We start from the raw sequence: 15778 nt of genomic DNA, 5'->3' as shown, positions 1-15778 counted from the left end.
GTGGGATCACCCCGCCCGCTGGAACAATGGGCTCACGTCCGGCCGCCGCTCGTCGCTTTCGACCCAGTCGACCAGCAGCGTCAGCACGCGGCGCAGCGCGGCGTCCTGCGCTTCCAGCCGCTTCTCCAGCTCTACGAGCCGGCGCTCGATCGCGGCATCGGCCAGCTGCACCGGCTGCGGCTCGGCGCGGATCGACTCCGCGACGATCGGGTCCGGCCGGACGGCGCGCGAGGCGGCGTCCTGATCGAAATCGGCGATCACGTCGGCGACGTCTTCGGCCGAGAAGCTGTCGAGACTCTCGATCGCGCCGAACAGCAACATACGGCTGGCGAGCTGGTTCAGCCGGCGCGGGACGCCGTCCGACCAGCGGTACATCGCCGCCACCGCCTCGGGCTCGAAGCGCGGGCGGCCGTTCCAGCCGACCACCGACAGGCGGTGGCTGAGGTAGGGCTCGACCTCTTCCGCTTCCATCGGGCCGAGGTGATGCATCGCGATCACCCGCTGGCGCAGCTGCTCCAGCCGCGGGTCCTGCAGCCGGTCGCGGAACTCGGGCTGGCCGAGCAGGAAGATCTGCAGCAGCGGATGCCCGCCCGCCTGGAAGTTGGAGAGCATCCTGAGCTCCTCCAGGCTGTCGACCGGCAGCGCCTGCGCCTCGTCGACGATCAGCAGCGTGCGCCGGCCGGCGCGGGCGGCCGCGTGCAGCCCCTTCTCGATCGCCGAGAGCAACTCCGCCTTGCTCTTGCCGGCGCCGTCGACGCGCAGCCCCGCGGCGACGGTGCGCAGCAGGTCGTCGGCCGCGATCTGGGTCGAGACGATGGTGATGATGTTGAGCCGCTCGCGGTCGACCGTCGCCATAAGGTGGCCGACCAGCGTGGTCTTGCCCGCACCGATGTCGCCGGTGATGACGATGAAGCCTTCGCCCTGGCTGAGGCCATAGCCGAGATAGGCCATCGCCTTGCGGTGCGTGGCCGTGTCGAACCAGAAGCGCGGATCGGGCGTCAGCTGGAACGGTCGCCCGCTCAATCCGTAATGATCGTCATACATCGTTCACGCTCCGCGGGGCCGCGGCCCCGATCCCGTCAGAATGAGTAGCGCATCCCCAGCATGGCCTGCGCCGAGAGGTCGGTGTCGGTGCCGGGGATGTCCTGGTCGAACGCGTAGAGGCCGAGCGACGCGATCGCGCTCAGATGGCCGAAGCTGTAGTTGTAGCTGGCGGTCGCCCCGCCGCCCCACACGTCGGGCGCGCCGGCCAGGCCGCTGTCGAAATAGTTGAAATACCCATCGACATCGATCGACGAGCGCCGGCTGAGCTGCCGTCCCGCGGAAACCTGCGCATACCAGGTCTCGTCGGTCACGCCGTCGAGCGACACGCCCGGAATGATCCCCGGCGGCAGCAGGTAACGGCGGTTGTCGTAGCCGAGCCCCACGCCGAAGCGGTTGCGGCCGAAGTTGCGCGAATAGACCGCGACCACCCCGCGCGAGCGGAAGTTGGCGGTGGTGACCGATCCGAGCAGCGGGTTGAGGCAGCCACCGGCATTGCTGCCCTGCCGCCCGAACACGCAGCGGTTGAACTGGCTGCCGAACGGGTCGGAGCCGGTGTCGAAGCTGGTCGGCAGGTCCGCCAGCGCCCGGCCGAGCCCCCGGCCGAAGCTCTGGACGCTGTCGTAGACGCCGACCTGGACGCCGCTGGTCGCGCTGATCTGATGCGAGAAGGAGCCGGTGTAGCTCATCGTGCCGTAGCGGCGGCCGACCCGCGCCTCCAGCATGGTCCGGCGGCTCGGCCGCCAGACGACCCCCGCATCCCAGAACAGCCCGTCGGTGTCATAGGCGATCCGCCGCGGCGAGGCGGGATCGGTGACGAAGCGGCCGTTGTTGTCCTGCACCGGCCGGCCCGTCGCAGGATCGACCAGCGGATCGCGCTGGCTGATCTCGATCTTCTCGTAGCCGGCACCGGCGACCGCGGCGAGCTCGTTCGTCACCGGCACCACGATGTCGCCGCGCGCGTACTTGCCGTCGTAACGCTGGTCGAGCTGGCTCACGTCCTCGCGCGCCCAGGCGCCCGAGACGCTGAGCCCCACCGGCAGCACCGCGCCCGCGCGCACCCCGGCACTGACGGTGGCGAGATGGTTGGTCGCGTCGTCGTAATTGTCCAGCGCGGGCTGGCCGGGGATCACCGCCGGCAGGCTCGGCGCCTCGACCTTGGTGTAGCCAAAGCGATAGGCGGCATTGATGTCGACATCGCCGGCCTTGGTCGCGACGGTCGGGCCGGCATAGGCCGAATAGACCTGGCTGACGTTGCGGACATTGCCGGCGAGATTGCCCGGCGCATCGCCGCGGATGTCCGACCGCGCCCGGGCGGCGAGCGCCCCGCCCTCCAGCGTCACGCCGCGCGCCACTTGCACCGCCGCACGGGCGAGGCCGGAATGGACGTTCTCGTCGGCGAGATCCTTGTCCCAGGCGATGCGATGCTCGTACTTGTAGCTGAGCTGCACCTCGACGCGCCGCGTCTGGATCGACGCGTCCACGCCGGCCGCGATGCTGCTGTAGGTGAGCACGTCGCCCGACTGGAGATCGGCGGTCAGCACCTGCCCGACCTCGATATAGGGCGTGACGTCACGCTGCTGCTGGGCCCCCGCCGGGGCGGCAATCAGCGCGGCCGCCAATGCTGCCGGGAGAGCTGAACGGATCACGCCGCGCTCTCCTGCCCGTAATAGCCGCCGAAACGGCGCCCGCCCGGCTGGAAGGCGACCGAGTTGATGACGAGCTGGAGATGCTCGCACCCGTCGAGCAGCGCTACCGCGTCGCGCAGCTCGCTCTCGCCGGTACGGTCGGCGCGGACGACCAGCATCACCTGCCCGACATGGCCGGCGAGCACCGACGCCGACGAGGCGGACAGCGCCGGCGGCGAATCGAAGATCACGATACGGCGCGGACTGGCCGAGGCGAGCCGCTCCAGCACCACCCGCGCATGGGCGCTGGCGAGCAGCTCGGTGTCGCTGTTCGTCCGCGCGCCGGCGGGCAGCACCGACAGGCGCGGCACGTCGGTGTCGATGATGCACTCCTCGACGTCGAGCTCCGCGTCGGCAAGCGCATCGAGCAGTCCGGGGCCGGCCGCATCGATGCCGAGCCGGTTCAGGATGCCCGGCTTGGCGAAGTCGGCGTCGGCCAGCACGACCTCGAGATCCTTCTCCGCCGCCAGCGACAGCGCGAGGTTGACCGCGCAGAAGGTCTTGCCGTCGTCGGGCCGCGCCGAGCAGACCAGGATCGTGCGCGACTTCTGCGCGTCGCTGCCGGCGATCTGGCGCGCGGTGAGCAGCAGATGGCGCTTCACCAGCCGGAATTCCTCGGCAAGCGCCGTCACCGACGCGCCCGGCACCAGCATCCCGCCCGCGGCAAGCACTTCGCGGTCGATCGAGGCGACGCGGCGCACGACCGGCCCCTCCGCGGCAAAGCCGGTACGGATCACCGGTTCGGGATCGGGCACCGGCACGGCGGCCGGCTGCGGCTCGCCGATAGCAGGAATCGCGGCCGGCATGAGATCGTAGATCGCCGCCGCCCGTTCGAGCAGCGACCCCGACAGACGACGAGGCGTGGCGTCATTCATCAGGCGACCATCCCCCGCTGGAAGAATTCGAGACCGACCAGCAGCACCCAAGCCGCGCCGAGCGCGCCGACGCCTCCCGCGAACAGCTTCAGCCGCCTGGCGCGCAGTGCCCGCTGTGCCTCGGTCACCACCTCGCCGATCGAGCCGATCACCGGCAGCCCGCTCGCGCGCTCCAGCCGGCTCGCGGTCGAATAGGTCGGCTGGAGCTGACCGAGCGCGAAGGCGGCACCGACGCCGCCGCACAGGCCCGCGATCAGCACCGCGGTGATGAACAGCGGCCGATTGGGCGCGCTCGGCGCACGCGGGCTGGTCGGCGGATCGATCACGCTGAACTTGATCGCGTCGGTCTGCGTCTGGATCTGGCTCTGCAGCTTCACCTGCTCGCGGTCGGCGAGCAGCTTGGCGTACTGGTCCTTCAGCACCTGGTAATCGCGGTCGATCGCCCCCTGCTCGCTGGCGACGCCGGGTTGCTGCCCCATCTTCGCCTCGAAGGTGGAGAGATCGCCCATGATCTGCGCCTTGCGCTGCTGGAGCGCGGCGACCTGCGCCGCCTTGTCCGCCTGCATCGACCTGAGCGACAAATAGAGCGGGTTCTGCGACGCCCCTGCCCCGCCCGCGCTCAGCGGCTCGTTCTTCGCCGCCGCCTGGGCGACCGCAAGCTGGTTCTTGAGCGCGATCACGTCCGGATGGCTGTCGGTCCAGCCGCGGCCCCGCGCCTCGGCGAGCTGGCCCTGGATCGCCGCGACCCGCGCCCGCGCCGGTCCCGCCGTCGCCGCACCGCCGGGACCTGCCACCGTGGCCGAGGTGCCGGTCATCTGCCCGTTGACCGCCGCCAGGCTCGACTGCGCGGCCGCCAGGTCACCCTCGATCTGCGCAAGCTGGCTGCGCGCGGCGGCGATGCGCTCGTCGAGCGATCCGGTGCCGGGCAGCGAGCCCAGGAACTTCGCCTGGAAGTCGGCGCGCTTGGCCTCCGCCTCCTGGAGCTGGCGCTGGCGCTGCTGGAGCTGCTGGTCGAGGAACTGCAGCGACTGGCTGGTCTCGTCGCGGTTGTTGGCGAGATTGTCCTCGACGAAGATGTCGATCAGTTTCTGCACCACCGCGCGCGCCAGCTTGGCGTTGGCCGCGTCGGAGGCGCCGCCGCTGCCGATCGTCGCAGACAGCTCGAACAGATTGTCCTGCGTCGAGGTGATCTTGATCGCCTTCTGCAGCCAGCCGATGCGGTCGGCCATGTCGCGGTCGTTGGCGACGGTGTTGCCGATGTCGGTGCCGCGCACGACCTTCTCGAGGTTGACCGCGCTGGTCAGCGTCTGGCGGAGGCGGTCGATGTCCTTGGCCTGCTCGGCCGAATTCTGCGTCGGCAGCACCTGGCGCAGCTGCACCGACACGCGCGCCCGCGATTCATACTGGTTGGGGATCTGCGAGACCACCAGCCAGCCCATGAGGCACAATGTCCAGGCCACCGCCAGCGCGATCCAGCGCCGGATCCAGACCGCGTGGAGCGCCGCGCGGAATTCTTCGTAGAGCCCGCCCACGGCTTAGAACATGCTTTCCGGGATGATGACGACATCGCCCGGCTCCAGCCGGACGTTCGCCTTGACGTCACCGTTCCTCAGCAGGTTCTTGAGCTTGACGTTGTATTCGGTCTGCTTGCCGGTGTTGCGGTCGAACCGCACCAGCCGTGCGCCGTTGCCGTTGGCGAACTCGCTGAGCCCCCCGACCGCGATCATCGCGTCGAGCAGGGTCATGTTGGCGCGGTAGGGGATCGACGCCGGTTTCTCGGCCGCGCCGACCACGCGGATCTGCTGGCTGTAGGTGCCCGAGAAATTCTCGACGATCACCGAGACGATCGGGTCCTTGATATATTCGCCGAGCGCGATCTTGAGGTCGTCGGCCAGCATCGCCGGGGTCTTGCCGACCGCGGGCATGTCGCTGATCAGCGGCGTGGTGATGCGGCCGTCGGGGCGCACCTGCACCTTCGCGCTCAGCTCCGGATTGCGCCAGACGAACACCTGGAGCTGGTCCATCGGCCCGATGACATACTCCTCGCCCGGCCCCTCCTGCTTGGCGACGAACTGGGCGGAGGGAAGCTGCGGGTGGGCACCGCCGCCCGCGCAGCCCGACGCCGCCAGCGGCACGATCATCACGCCCAGCAATTTCCGGGACTTGGCACCAAGACGCATCGCATCACCCTTTTGGCGCGGGGGGCGGCCGGTGCGACGTCTCGCACCTGCACCTCACGCAGATTGCGGGCTGCTATGCGGGCGAGGAGGTAAAGATAGCGTTAGGCTTGGCCGCCGATCACTTCCCGCGCCGGCGGATGGCCGAGGAAGGCGGCGGGACTGGCCGTGGCGCCATAGGCCCCGGCAAGGAAGACCGCGACCAGATCGCCCGGTTCCGCCCTTGGGAAAGCGATGCGGTCGGCGAGTCGGTCGAGCGGCGTACAGAGCGGCCCGACGATCGAGACGGTCTCCGCGGCCGACCCCATGACGTCGCGGGCGAGCGCGATCGGATAGTTGCGGCGCACCACCGTCCCGAAATTGCCGGTGGCGGCGAGCTGGTGATTGAGCCCGCCGTCGACGACGAGGAAGGTTTCGCCGCCGCTCTCCTTCCGATCGACGACGCGGGTAAGATAGACGCCCGCCTCCCCCACCAGCCAGCGGCCGAGCTCGATGGCGAAGCGGCTGCCGCCGAGGATCGCCGGCCGCGCCGCCAGCCGTTCGCCGAGCGCGGCGCCGATCGCCTCGACGTCGAGCGCGACGTCGCCGGCGAAATAGGGAATCCCGAAACCTCCCCCCAGATTGACCAAGGGCGGCGCGGTGCCAGCATCATCGGCGAGCCGAGCCGCCAGCGCGAGCGTCGCAGCCTGGGTCTCGATGATCGCCTGGACATCGAGCGACTGCGAACCGGCGAAGATATGGAAGCCACGCCAGTCGACGCCCGCGCCGACCAGTCGCCGGACCAGCGACGGCACGCGCACGGCATCGATTCCGAACGGCGAGGCCCGCCCGCCCATCTTCATGCCGGAACCGCGCAGCTCGAAATCCGGATTCACCCGCACCGCCAGGCGCGGCGTGACGCCAAGGCGGTCGGCAAGCGCCAGCGCCCGCTCCGCCTCGCCCTCCGATTCGAGGTTGATCGTGACGCCTGCGGAGATCGCGGCGTCCAATTCCTCATCCCGCTTGCCCGGCCCCGCGAAGCTGATCGTCGCCGCCGGCTTGACCGCGAGCGCCTTCGTCAACTCGCCAGAAGAGGCGACGTCGAGGCCATCGACGAGTTCAGAAACGTTCTGAAGAAACGGAACGAATGGATTGGCCTTTATGGCATAATGGATGTCGATCTTGGCCGGCAGCGCGGCGCGGAGCCTCGCGATCCGGTTCGCGACCACCGCCATGTCGTAGACGAACACCGGCGTTCCGTCGGCGGCCCACTCTGTGGCGTCACGCCCGCCGATCGCCAGCCGCGCCTGCCCCGCGAATTCGGGCGGAATTGGCCCTATCGGCTTAAAGCCCTCTCCCCCCCGGGGAGAGGGTTGGGAGAGGGGCAGTGCGGCAGGCGCTGGTCTCGGTGAGACACCGCCCCCTCTCCCCGGCCCTCTCCCCAGTGGGGAGAGGGAGTTTCGCAGCACCGTCCGGTCGAGCTTGCCGTTGGCGTTACGCGGCAAGGCCTCACGCCACTCATAGCGCGCCGGCTGCATGAAGCTCGGCAGATCGCGCCGCAAACGAGCACGCAGCTCCTCCTCCCGCATCCCGTCACCCCGCGCGACCACCACGATCGCCTGGCCCAGCCGCTCGTCGGGCACGCCGAACGCCGCCGCCTCACCAGTCTCGCCGCCGGCGAGCACCGCCTCCTCCACCTCGGTCGGACTGATACGGTTGCCGGCAGACTTGATCATCTCGTCGTCGCGCCCGACGAAGCGAAGCAGCCCCTGCTCGTCCTCCACAACCGTATCGCCCGACCATGCCGCCGTGCCGCCATAACGCGACCATGCGGGCGCCGGCCGGAAGCGCGACGCCGTCCGCTCGGGATCGCGCCAATAGCCCTGCGCGACCAGCGGACCGGCATGGACCAGTTCCCCCGGCTCGCCCGGCGCAGCGCGCGCGCCGTCGGGGCGCACCACCATCACCTCGGCGAACGGAATGGCGCGGCCGATCGAATCCGGATGGGCATCAACCAGCCGGGGATCGAGATAGGTCGAACGGAACGCCTCGGTGAGCCCGTACATCGGGTAGAGATCGGCCGCCGGGAACCGTTCGCGCAGGCTCCGCACCAGCCGTGGCGTCAAAGCGCCGCCGGAATTGGTGAGCCGCCGGAGCTTCGCCGCCGTCTCCTCCGGCCAGTCGGCCTCCAGCAGCTGCACCCACAGCGGCGGCACGCCGGCGAGCGTGGTGGCGTCATGGCGGCCGACCGCCTTCACCACGTCCCGCGCCGTGAGATAGTCGAGCGGGACCACTCGCGCCCCCGCCGCCCAGGTCGAGAGCAGCTGGTTCTGCCCATAATCGAAGCTCAGCGGCAACACGCCGAGCACGCGATCCTCGGCCGAAAGCCCGAGATAATGTGCCACGCTGATCGCGCCGAGCCAGAGATTGGCATGGCTCAGCATCACGCCCTTGGGCCGCCCGGTCGAGCCCGAGGTGTAGAGGATCGCCGCCAGCCCGTCCGGATCGGCGGAGGACGGCGGCAGCGGATCGGCGCCGGTCAGCTCCTCCTCGACGACGATTGGGCAGGCGGCGTCGTCCGGCTTGAGCGCGGCGATGCGTGCCGGCTGCGTCACCAGCAGCGCGGCCCCGCTGTCGGCGAGGATATGCGCCACCTGCGCCCGCTTCAGCACCGGGTTGATCGGCACATGCACGAGGCCGGCACGCGGGGCGGCCAGCGGAAGCAGACAGGCGGTGCGCGTCTTGGGGAGCCAGCTCGCGATACGCTCGCCCGGCGCGAGCCCCCGCCCCGCCAGCCAGCCGGCAAGCTCCGCCACAGCCCGCTCCAGCTCGACGAAGCTCAGCGTGCCCGCGCGATCCTCCAGCGCCACGTCCTCGGGCCGGCCGCGCGACGGCAGCGAGTCGATCGGGCGGGGCGTGGGGTCGAGCGGCACCATCGTCCCTTCTTCGCACAGCCCCCGCCCTTGGCAAGCTCGACCACACCAATTAACGCCGCACCAGTTCTCTGGTGGGGGTCTGGACGTGCGTCCCGAAGGCACGAGCGAAGTGATCGAAACCGTGCGCGCGGTGCTCAGCGACGTGCTCGGCATCAGCGCCGAGCGCGCGGCGGCGTTCGACGAGACGACGCCGCTGTTCGGCGCGCTGCCCGAGCTTGATTCGATGGCGGTGGCCGGCGTGCTGACCGAGCTCGAGGATCGGCTCGGCATCATCATCGACGACGAAGACATCGACGCCGACACGCTGGAAAGCTTCGGCGCCCTCACCCGCTTCGCGGTGGCGAAAGCGCTCAAGTGATCGGCCATTACGACTGGGCCGGCGGGCGGGAGGCGATGCTGCGCTTCGGCCCCGCCGAAGGCCCCGTCGTGGTTTTCGCCCAGCCGCTGTTCGAGGAAGCCAACAGGACCCGCGCGCTGATCGTGACGATGGCGCGGGGTCTGGCCCGGCGCGGGATCGCGTCCGTGCTGCCCGACCTGCCGGGGACAGGCGAGAGCCTGACACCTGTCAACGCGGTCCGGCTCGAGCACTGGCGTGCCGCTTTCGAGACGTTCAGGCGCGTTCATGCAGTGAGCCTGCGCGGCGGCGCACTCGTGCCCGGGACCGCGGCAGCGAGCCATTGGCAGTTGGCCCCGCTCGACGGCCCGGCTCAGCTCCGCGAACTCGAACGCCTGCGTACGGCGGGGGATGGCGCGACCATCGCCGGAAACGACGTTTCCGACGCGTTCCTTACCGAACTGGCCGAAGTGCATCCGACGCCGCATGTCGCCACCCGCGTCGTCCGCCTGGAAAGCGATCCCAAGCCGGCCGATCTCAAGCTGCCGGGCACGCCCTTGTGGCGCAGGGCAGAACCGGACAATGATCCCGTTCTTGCCGAAGCACTTGCTGACGATATCGTCCATTGGGTGCGAAATTGCGAAGGCTGATCTCCTTCCCCTGCGCGGGCGAGACGCTGATCGGCACGCTCGACGAGGCGCCAGGCAGAACCGGGCTGCTGATCGTCTCCGGCGGCAATGAGATCCGCATCGGCGCCCATCGGGGCATGGCCGAGCTCGCCGGAGCGGTCGCGGCCGAGGGCATCCCTGTGTTCCGCTTCGATCGCCGCGGGATCGGCGATTCGAGCGGCCTTAATGCCGGCTATGAAAGCTCGGCGCCCGACATCGCCGCCGCCGCCGCGACCTTCATCGCGGAAACGGGCATCACGCGCCTCATCGGCTTCGGCAATTGCGACGCGGCGACAGCGCTCGCGCTGTTCCACACCGTCGCCGGCATCGACTCGTTGATCCTCGCCAATCCCTGGACCGGCGGCGCGGCGGATGCCCTCCCCGCTGCCGCGGCGATCCGCGCGCGCTATGCCGAGAAGCTCCGCGATCCGCGCGAATGGCTGCGGCTGATACGCGGCGGAGTCGATCTCGGCAGGCTTACCAAGGGGTTGCGAAGGATTGCCGCTTCTCCATCAAAGGAATCGGACGACCTCACCGCGCGCATCGCGTCCGGCCTCGCCGGCTGCGCCACGACCATCCTGCTCGCCGAGCGCGACAATACCGCCATCGCCTTCCGCGACGCCTGGCGCCGGCTCCCCTCACCCCCGCCGGTGACGATCGAGTCGCTCGATTCCGCCAGCCACAGCTTCGCCTCCCCCGCCGACAAGGCGTGGCTGTACGATCGCGTGCTGGCGGCGGTGCGCGCCTATTCGGCGGCCTGAGCGACCTCGAACTCGGCCTCGGCCAGGAAGCGCTCGGCGTCGAGCGCGGCCATGCACCCGGTGCCGGCGGCGGTGACCGCCTGGCGATAGACCTTGTCCATCACGTCGCCGCAGGCGAACACGCCCGGCACGCTGGTCCGCGTCGAGCCGGGTTCGACCTTGATGTAATGATCCTCGTCGAGCTCGAGATGCCCGCGGAACAGCTCGGTCGCCGGATGATGCCCGATCGCGACGAAGCCGCCCTCGACGTCGAGCCGCGACAGCTCGCCGGTGACGGTATCGCGCAGCTCCAGCGCGACTAGCCCCTCCGGTTCGCCGGCACCCAGGAAACGCGCGACCTCCTTGTTCCACACCACCTTGATGCGGTCGTTGGCGAACAGCCGCTGCTGCAGGATCTTCTCCGCGCGCAATGAATCACGGCGGTGGATCAGCGTCACGTCGGGCGAATGGTTGGTGAGGTACAGCGCCTCCTCGACCGCGGTGTTGCCGCCGCCGATCACCGCCACTTTCTTGCCGCGATAGAAGAAGCCATCGCAGGTCGCACAGGCACTTACGCCTTTTCCTTTAAGCGATTCCTCGGAATCGAGCCCGAGCCACTTCGCCTGCGCACCGGTCGCGATCACCAGCACGTCGCCCAGGTAGACGTCACCGCCGTCGCCGACGAGCCGGAACGGCCGCCGCGACAGGTCGACCTCGACGATCGTGTCCCACATCATCCGCGTGCCGACATGCTCGGCCTGCGCCTGCATCTCCTGCATCAGCCAGGGCCCCTGGATGACCTCGCGGAAGCCGGGATAATTCTCGACGTCGGTGGTGGTGGTGAGCTGGCCGCCGGGCTGGATGCCCTGGACCACGATCGGCTCCAGCCCCGCGCGCGCGCCGTAGATCGCGGCGCTGAGCCCCGCAGGGCCCGAGCCGAGGATGAGCATCTTGGTGGAATGAGTCGCCATGGGAAGCAGGATGTAGAGATTTTCAGGCGCCGCGAAAGGCGGGTTTGCGCTTCTCAAGAAAAGCCATGCCCCCTTCCATCGAATCCGCCGAGCGGCGCGCGGCACGCTGGTTCTCGGCCTCGCGCTGCATCGCCTCGGCGTAGGTGGAGTCCAGCGCATGGGCGAGCCCCCGCCGCATCAGCCCCAGCGCCACGGTCGGCCCCGCGGCAAGCCGCTCGGCAAGGGCAAGCGCCTCCGCCTCCAACGTCTCGTCCGCGACCACCTTGTGGATCATCCCCCATTCGAACGCCTTCGCAGCAGGCACCCGCTCGCCCAGCATCATCATCTCCGCCGCCCGCGCGCGCCCGACCAGCCGGGCCAGCATCCAGCTTGCGCCGCCGTCGGGCACCAGCCCGATGTTGACGAACGCCTGGAGGAAGTAACCACTCTCACCCGCAACACAGAAATCCGCCGCCAGCGCTAGACTGCACCCGATGCCCGCAGCCGGCCCCCGCACCGCGCTGACCACCGGCACGCCGAGATCCGCAATCGCCTGCAGCGCCGGATTGTAATGCTCGGTCAGCGCACGATAGGTCGCCTCCGCCGGATCACCCGCGCTGAGCGCACCACCAGCGACATCCGCGCCCGAGCAGAACGCACGCCCCGCCCCGCCGATCAGCACCGCCCGCGCACCGTCGAGCCGTTCGAGCGCCGCGCCGATCTCGTCGAACATCGCCGGCGGCGCCGCGTTGAGCCGTTCCGGCCGGTTCAGCGTGATGGCGAGCACGTCGCCGCGCCGCTCGCTCAGGATATGCTGGTAGGTCATCGGGGCTCGTCATGCGACAAATAGCCGGGACTGCAAAGACCTCGGCATCGTCGCATCGGAACCGGCACGAGCGCCGTAGCGTCAACCCCGCGGATAGCGCGTCTTCAGCACCTTCCACGCCGCCCTGAGGCCGAACGCATCGCCCCCTTTCGGCCGACCCGCCTTGGCCGCCGGCCGCCAGGCGAACACGTCCATATGCGCCCAGGCGATCTCCTTCGGCACGAAGCGCCGCAGGAACAGCGCCGCCGTCACCGCCCCCGCGAAGCCGCCGTCGGGCGCGTTGACCAAGTCGGCGATGTCGGACTTCAGCATCTCGTCATACCCGTCCCACAGCGGCAGCCGCCACAAGGGGTCGCCTTCGTCGCGCCCGGCGGCGAGCAGTTCCTCGGCCAGCGTGTCGTCGTTGGCGAACAGCGGCGGCAGGTCGGGCCCGAGCGCGACGCGGGCCGCACCGGTCAGCGTGGCATAATCGAGGATCAGCTCCGGCTCGGCTTCGACCGCCCTGGCGAGCGCATCGGCCAGGATCAGCCGCCCCTCGGCATCGGTATTGGTGTTCTCGACCGTCAGTCCCTTGCGGGACCTCAGCACGTCGCCCGGACGAAAGCTCGCCCCCGACACCGCATTCTCCACCGCCGGGACCAACAGATGCAGCCGCACCGGCAGATGCGCCTGCATCACCAGCTCGGCGAGCGCGAGGACATGTGCCGCGCCGCCCATATCCTTCTTCATCAGCCGCATCCCCGCCGACGGCTTGATGTCGAGCCCGCCCGAATCGAACACCACGCCCTTGCCGACCAGCGCCACGCGCGGGTGATCGGGCCGGCCCCATTCGATCTCGATCAGCCGCGGCTCGCGCCCCTTGGCGGCGGCCTGGCCGACCGCGTGGACCATAGGATAGCCGGCCTCCAGCTCGCGTCCCCGCGTGACGGTGAGGGTCGCCCCATGCGTCTTGGCGAGCGCGGCGGCCTCCGCCTCCAGCTCCTCGGGCCCCAGATCGGCGGCCGCGGTGTTGACGAGGTCGCGCACCCGCGCGGTGGCGGCGGCGAGCCGCTCGGTTTCCTCGATCGCCGCCGGATCGCCGGTCAGCAGGATACGGGGCCCGACGCCATTCTCCTCCTTGCGGTAGCGATCGAACCGATGCTGCGCGAGCACCCAGCCGAGCCCGGCCGCCCCGACCTCGCCTTCGGCCAGCCGATAGGTGCCTTCGGGAAGCTGCTCGCCGAGCGAGGCGATGCGCCAGGGCGAGCCCGGCGCCTCGTCGCAGACCAGCAGCATCGACCAGTCCTCCGCGCCTTCGCCGGGCAGGACCGCGCGATTGCCGGCCTTGCCGGTGAGCCGATGCGCGGCAACGGTAGCGCGAACCCGCGGCGGCTGGGCGGCAAGCCATTCGGCCCAATTGTCGGGATGGACGACGATGATGGAACGCGCGGCCTGGCCGCGATCGGGCTGGAGCAGGGCAGTCATGCGGCGGACCCTAGCGGGACGATGGCGAAAGGCCACAGCGTTCGTGCGGTCGGTGCGCCGATGGTGGCTCGGCTTCGATCCTCCCCTGCCAGGGGGGATGGCAGCCGAGGCTGGCGGAAGGGAGGATGCCGATCGACATGGCTGCGTCGCCAACCGAATCGGATAGGCTCCCGCTCGTCATCACCACTTGCAACCTAGGGTGTGTTGACGTTCAGCAATCCGCCGGCAGCTCATGCACTCCTCCCCTGGAGGGGAGGGGTGAAGGTCGACAGCCCCTGAGGCGCCCGCCCTTGCAATGTAGGATTTCGCCTGCTTGGCTCGCCCGCTCCGAGCCGCGCGAGCGCCGGGCCGTTCTTTGATTATGTAGATCTCGCCCATGTCGCGTCGGTGTCGCGTTAGCGTCGCCTTGGTGTTCCTCGGTGTCACCCTGATGTCGCGTCCCCGATGCGTCGCTGTCGCGATGCCGTCGCCTCCGCGCCGTGTCCGGGGCGACGGCGCGCAAACACGTGACCTGAGTCAATTTGGTCAACTTTTCGGCGGCCCCGGCACCGGAAAGCCTCGTCCGGACGGGGGGGCCGTTCTACCTATGACTTTCGTGACCTTCGACGGATTTCCGCGGGTTTCCGGCGCCCTCCCAAAGCCGTGCGGCCAGCCGCCTGCCAGTCGGCCACCGACTCGAATGGCTCGTCCGTTGTCAACAGAATGGATGCCATACCAGGCCGACAAATCGCTTTCCTAATAGGATTTGCTTTGCTTGTGTCCCGCCCGGCTACCGCGACGCAGCTGCGGAATTAAGTGGAGCAAAGTGAAAGAATGAAGCGCGTCTCCCTTCACTTTGGAGCTGGTCGCACGACGCATCTGGATGTCGATCGGTCCCAACCCCTGCCACGGATCGGCCGATGATTCCCCTCCTCCCCGTCGCCGAGGCGCAGGCGCGGCTGCTGGCCCTCGCATCGCCGGTCGCGAGCGAACGCGTATCGCTCCATGCTGCCGCCGGCCGCTGGGCGGCCGAGAACGTCCGCGCCCGCCGCACCCAACCTGCGGCCGATCTCTCCGCGATGGACGGCTACGCCATCCGCTTCGCCGACCTCCCCGGTCCATTCCGGCTAATCGGCGAGAGCGGCGCCGGCCACCCCCATGCCGGCAGCATCGACGCGGGCGAGACGGTGCGCATCTTCACCGGCGCGGTCATGCCCGCAGGCGCCGACGCCGTGCTCGTGCAGGAGGAAGCAGAGGACCGCGCCGGCACGATCCACCTCATCGGGGAGGGCCCGCCGCGCCCCGGCAGCAGCGTCCGGCGACGCGGGCTGGATTTCACCGAGGGCGATGTCCTCATTGCGAATGGCGAACGCATCACGCCCGCCCGCGCCGCGCTGGCGGGGCTGGGCGGCCATGCCGAGCTGGCCGTCCGCCGCACGGTCCGCGTCGCGATCGCCGCCACCGGCGACGAGCTGGTGCCGCACGGCGCACCGCTTCGCGACGGCCAGGTCTACGAAGTCAACGCGCTGATGCTGGCGACGATGCTCGCCGATCTGCCGGTAGCGGTCGTCCCGCTCGGCATCCTCCCCGATCGCCTGGACGTGCTTACGGCTGCCTTCGCCGCGGTCGACGCCGACGTCCTCGTCACCACCGGCGGCGCATCGGTCGGCGACCACGACCTCGTCCGCCCCGCGCTGGAGGCCGCCGGCGCCGATATCGACTTCTGGAAGGTCGCGGTGCGTCCCGGCCGGCCGATGATGGCCGGGCGATTGAAGGATGCGGTGGTGCTCGGCCTACCGGGCAATCCCGTCTCCGCCTTCGTCACCGCCACGCTGTTCCTGAAGCCGCTGGTCGCCGCCCTGTCCGGCGCCGCCGATCCCTTGCCGCGCACCCGCACGGTCCCGCTCGGCGAGCCGCTCCCCGCCAACGATTCCCGCGCCGACTATCTCCGCGCCGAGCTGCGCGGCGGCCGCGCCCATGCGTCGAGCATCCAGGACAGCTCGATGCTCCGCACCCTCGCCCGCGCGACCTGCCTGATCGTCCGCCCGCCCCATGCGCCGGCAGCGGTCGAAGGCGACTCGGTGGAAATCCTCGACCTCGCTTGACAGGACGGGGAACAAT

13 protein-coding genes and 1 pseudogene are annotated in these 15778 nt (G+C 69.9%); 4 read left to right on the top strand and 10 right to left on the bottom strand.

Annotated features, from left to right (window positions below; genetic code table 11):
* Nucleotides 1-6 precede the first annotated feature (6 nt).
* The 7 genes and pseudogenes from LZK98_RS10605 to LZK98_RS10575 form a co-directional block, all read right to left on the bottom strand.
* The gene (locus tag LZK98_RS10605) at nt 7-1044 is read right to left on the bottom strand and encodes an XrtA/PEP-CTERM system-associated ATPase (protein ID WP_233782275.1); all 1038 of its coding nucleotides are present in this window, start codon (nt 1042-1044) and stop codon (nt 7-9) included.
* A gap of 35 nt (nt 1045-1079) precedes the next feature.
* Nucleotides 1080-2690 (bottom strand): porin family protein, encoded by a 1611-nt coding sequence (locus LZK98_RS10600; RefSeq protein WP_233782274.1) that lies wholly within the window; start codon nt 2688-2690, stop codon nt 1080-1082.
* On the bottom strand, nt 2687-3604 hold the full coding sequence (locus LZK98_RS10595; RefSeq protein WP_233782273.1) for an AAA family ATPase: 918 nt from the start codon (nt 3602-3604) through the stop codon (nt 2687-2689). The genes LZK98_RS10600 and LZK98_RS10595 overlap by 4 nt, the downstream gene beginning before the upstream one ends.
* Nucleotides 3604-5136: an XrtA system polysaccharide chain length determinant gene (locus LZK98_RS10590; RefSeq protein WP_233782272.1), complete on the bottom strand. Its 1533-nt coding sequence runs from the start codon at nt 5134-5136 to the stop codon at nt 3604-3606. Before LZK98_RS10590 ends, LZK98_RS10595 begins: the two co-directional genes overlap by 1 nt.
* A 3-nt stretch (nt 5137-5139) precedes the next feature.
* A complete protein-coding gene (locus LZK98_RS10585; protein WP_233782271.1) occupies nt 5140-5784 on the bottom strand; it encodes an XrtA/PEP-CTERM system exopolysaccharide export protein in 645 nt (214 codons plus the stop codon).
* Between the two features lie 101 nt (nt 5785-5885).
* Nucleotides 5886-7148 (bottom strand): pyridoxal-dependent decarboxylase, exosortase A system-associated, encoded by a 1263-nt coding sequence (locus LZK98_RS10580; RefSeq protein WP_406694193.1) that lies wholly within the window; start codon nt 7146-7148, stop codon nt 5886-5888.
* Nucleotides 7149-7211: 63 nt separating this feature from the next.
* Nucleotides 7212-8696 (bottom strand): annotated as a pseudogene (locus LZK98_RS10575) (acyl-CoA ligase (AMP-forming), exosortase A system-associated); the annotation flags it as partial.
* Nucleotides 8697-8781: 85 nt separating this feature from the next.
* Between LZK98_RS10575 and LZK98_RS10570 the strand changes: the two are divergent.
* The 3 genes from LZK98_RS10570 to LZK98_RS10560 are packed head-to-tail and all read left to right on the top strand — an operon-like array spanning nt 8782 to nt 10459.
* Nucleotides 8782-9054 carry an acyl carrier protein gene (locus LZK98_RS10570; protein WP_233782270.1) on the top strand — a complete coding sequence of 91 codons (273 nt, stop codon included), beginning with the start codon at nt 8782-8784 and terminating at the stop codon, nt 9052-9054.
* Entirely contained in the window at nt 9051-9680 is a 630-nt protein-coding gene (locus LZK98_RS10565; protein ID WP_233782269.1) for an alpha/beta hydrolase family protein, read from the top strand. Before LZK98_RS10570 ends, LZK98_RS10565 begins: the two co-directional genes overlap by 4 nt.
* Nucleotides 9668-10459 carry a hydrolase 1, exosortase A system-associated gene (locus tag LZK98_RS10560; RefSeq protein ID WP_233782268.1) on the top strand — a complete coding sequence of 264 codons (792 nt, stop codon included), beginning with the start codon at nt 9668-9670 and terminating at the stop codon, nt 10457-10459. Before LZK98_RS10565 ends, LZK98_RS10560 begins: the two co-directional genes overlap by 13 nt.
* On the opposite strand, the gene trxB is transcribed toward LZK98_RS10560, so the two are convergent.
* The 3 genes from trxB to LZK98_RS10545 all read right to left on the bottom strand — a co-directional run bounded on the left by trxB (nt 10444) and on the right by LZK98_RS10545 (nt 13678).
* On the bottom strand, nt 10444-11409 hold the full coding sequence (gene trxB, locus LZK98_RS10555; RefSeq protein ID WP_233782267.1) for a thioredoxin-disulfide reductase: 966 nt from the start codon (nt 11407-11409) through the stop codon (nt 10444-10446). The two genes, LZK98_RS10560 and trxB, sit on opposite strands and share 16 nt — an antisense overlap.
* A gap of 22 nt (nt 11410-11431) precedes the next feature.
* On the bottom strand, nt 11432-12214 hold the full coding sequence (locus tag LZK98_RS10550) for an enoyl-CoA hydratase-related protein (protein ID WP_233782266.1): 783 nt from the start codon (nt 12212-12214) through the stop codon (nt 11432-11434).
* Between the two features lie 81 nt (nt 12215-12295).
* On the bottom strand, nt 12296-13678 hold the full coding sequence (locus tag LZK98_RS10545; protein ID WP_233782265.1) for a leucyl aminopeptidase family protein: 1383 nt from the start codon (nt 13676-13678) through the stop codon (nt 12296-12298).
* A 902-nt stretch (nt 13679-14580) separates the two neighbouring features.
* Between LZK98_RS10545 and LZK98_RS10540 the strand changes: the two genes are divergently transcribed.
* The gene (locus tag LZK98_RS10540) at nt 14581-15762 is read left to right on the top strand and encodes a molybdopterin molybdotransferase MoeA (protein WP_233786555.1); all 1182 of its coding nucleotides are present in this window, start codon (nt 14581-14583) and stop codon (nt 15760-15762) included.
* The last annotated feature ends 16 nt before the right edge of the window (nt 15763-15778 follow it).

It is taken from the genome of Sphingomonas cannabina (assembly GCF_021391395.1).
GTDB classification, from domain to species: domain Bacteria; phylum Pseudomonadota; class Alphaproteobacteria; order Sphingomonadales; family Sphingomonadaceae; genus Sphingomonas; species Sphingomonas cannabina.
Note: the sequence above shows the minus strand (reverse complement) of the source record. Positions and strands in the feature narration are given on the sequence as shown.

Bases quoted from the DNA above. Each gene is read 5' to 3' on its own strand.
- LZK98_RS10605 (WP_233782275.1), bottom strand. From the start codon at position 1,044: ATGTATGACGATCATTACGGATTGAGCGGGCGACCGTTCCAGCTGACG.
- LZK98_RS10595 (WP_233782273.1), bottom strand. From the start codon at position 3,604: ATGAATGACGCCACGCCTCGTCGTCTGTCGGGGTCGCTGCTCGAACGG.
- LZK98_RS10585 (WP_233782271.1), bottom strand. From the start codon at position 5,784: ATGCGTCTTGGTGCCAAGTCCCGGAAATTGCTGGGCGTGATGATCGTG.
- trxB (WP_233782267.1), bottom strand. From the start codon at position 11,409: ATGGCGACTCATTCCACCAAGATGCTCATCCTCGGCTCGGGCCCTGCG.
- LZK98_RS10550 (WP_233782266.1), bottom strand. From the start codon at position 12,214: ATGACCTACCAGCATATCCTGAGCGAGCGGCGCGGCGACGTGCTCGCC.
- LZK98_RS10545 (WP_233782265.1), bottom strand. From the start codon at position 13,678: ATGACTGCCCTGCTCCAGCCCGATCGCGGCCAGGCCGCGCGTTCCATC.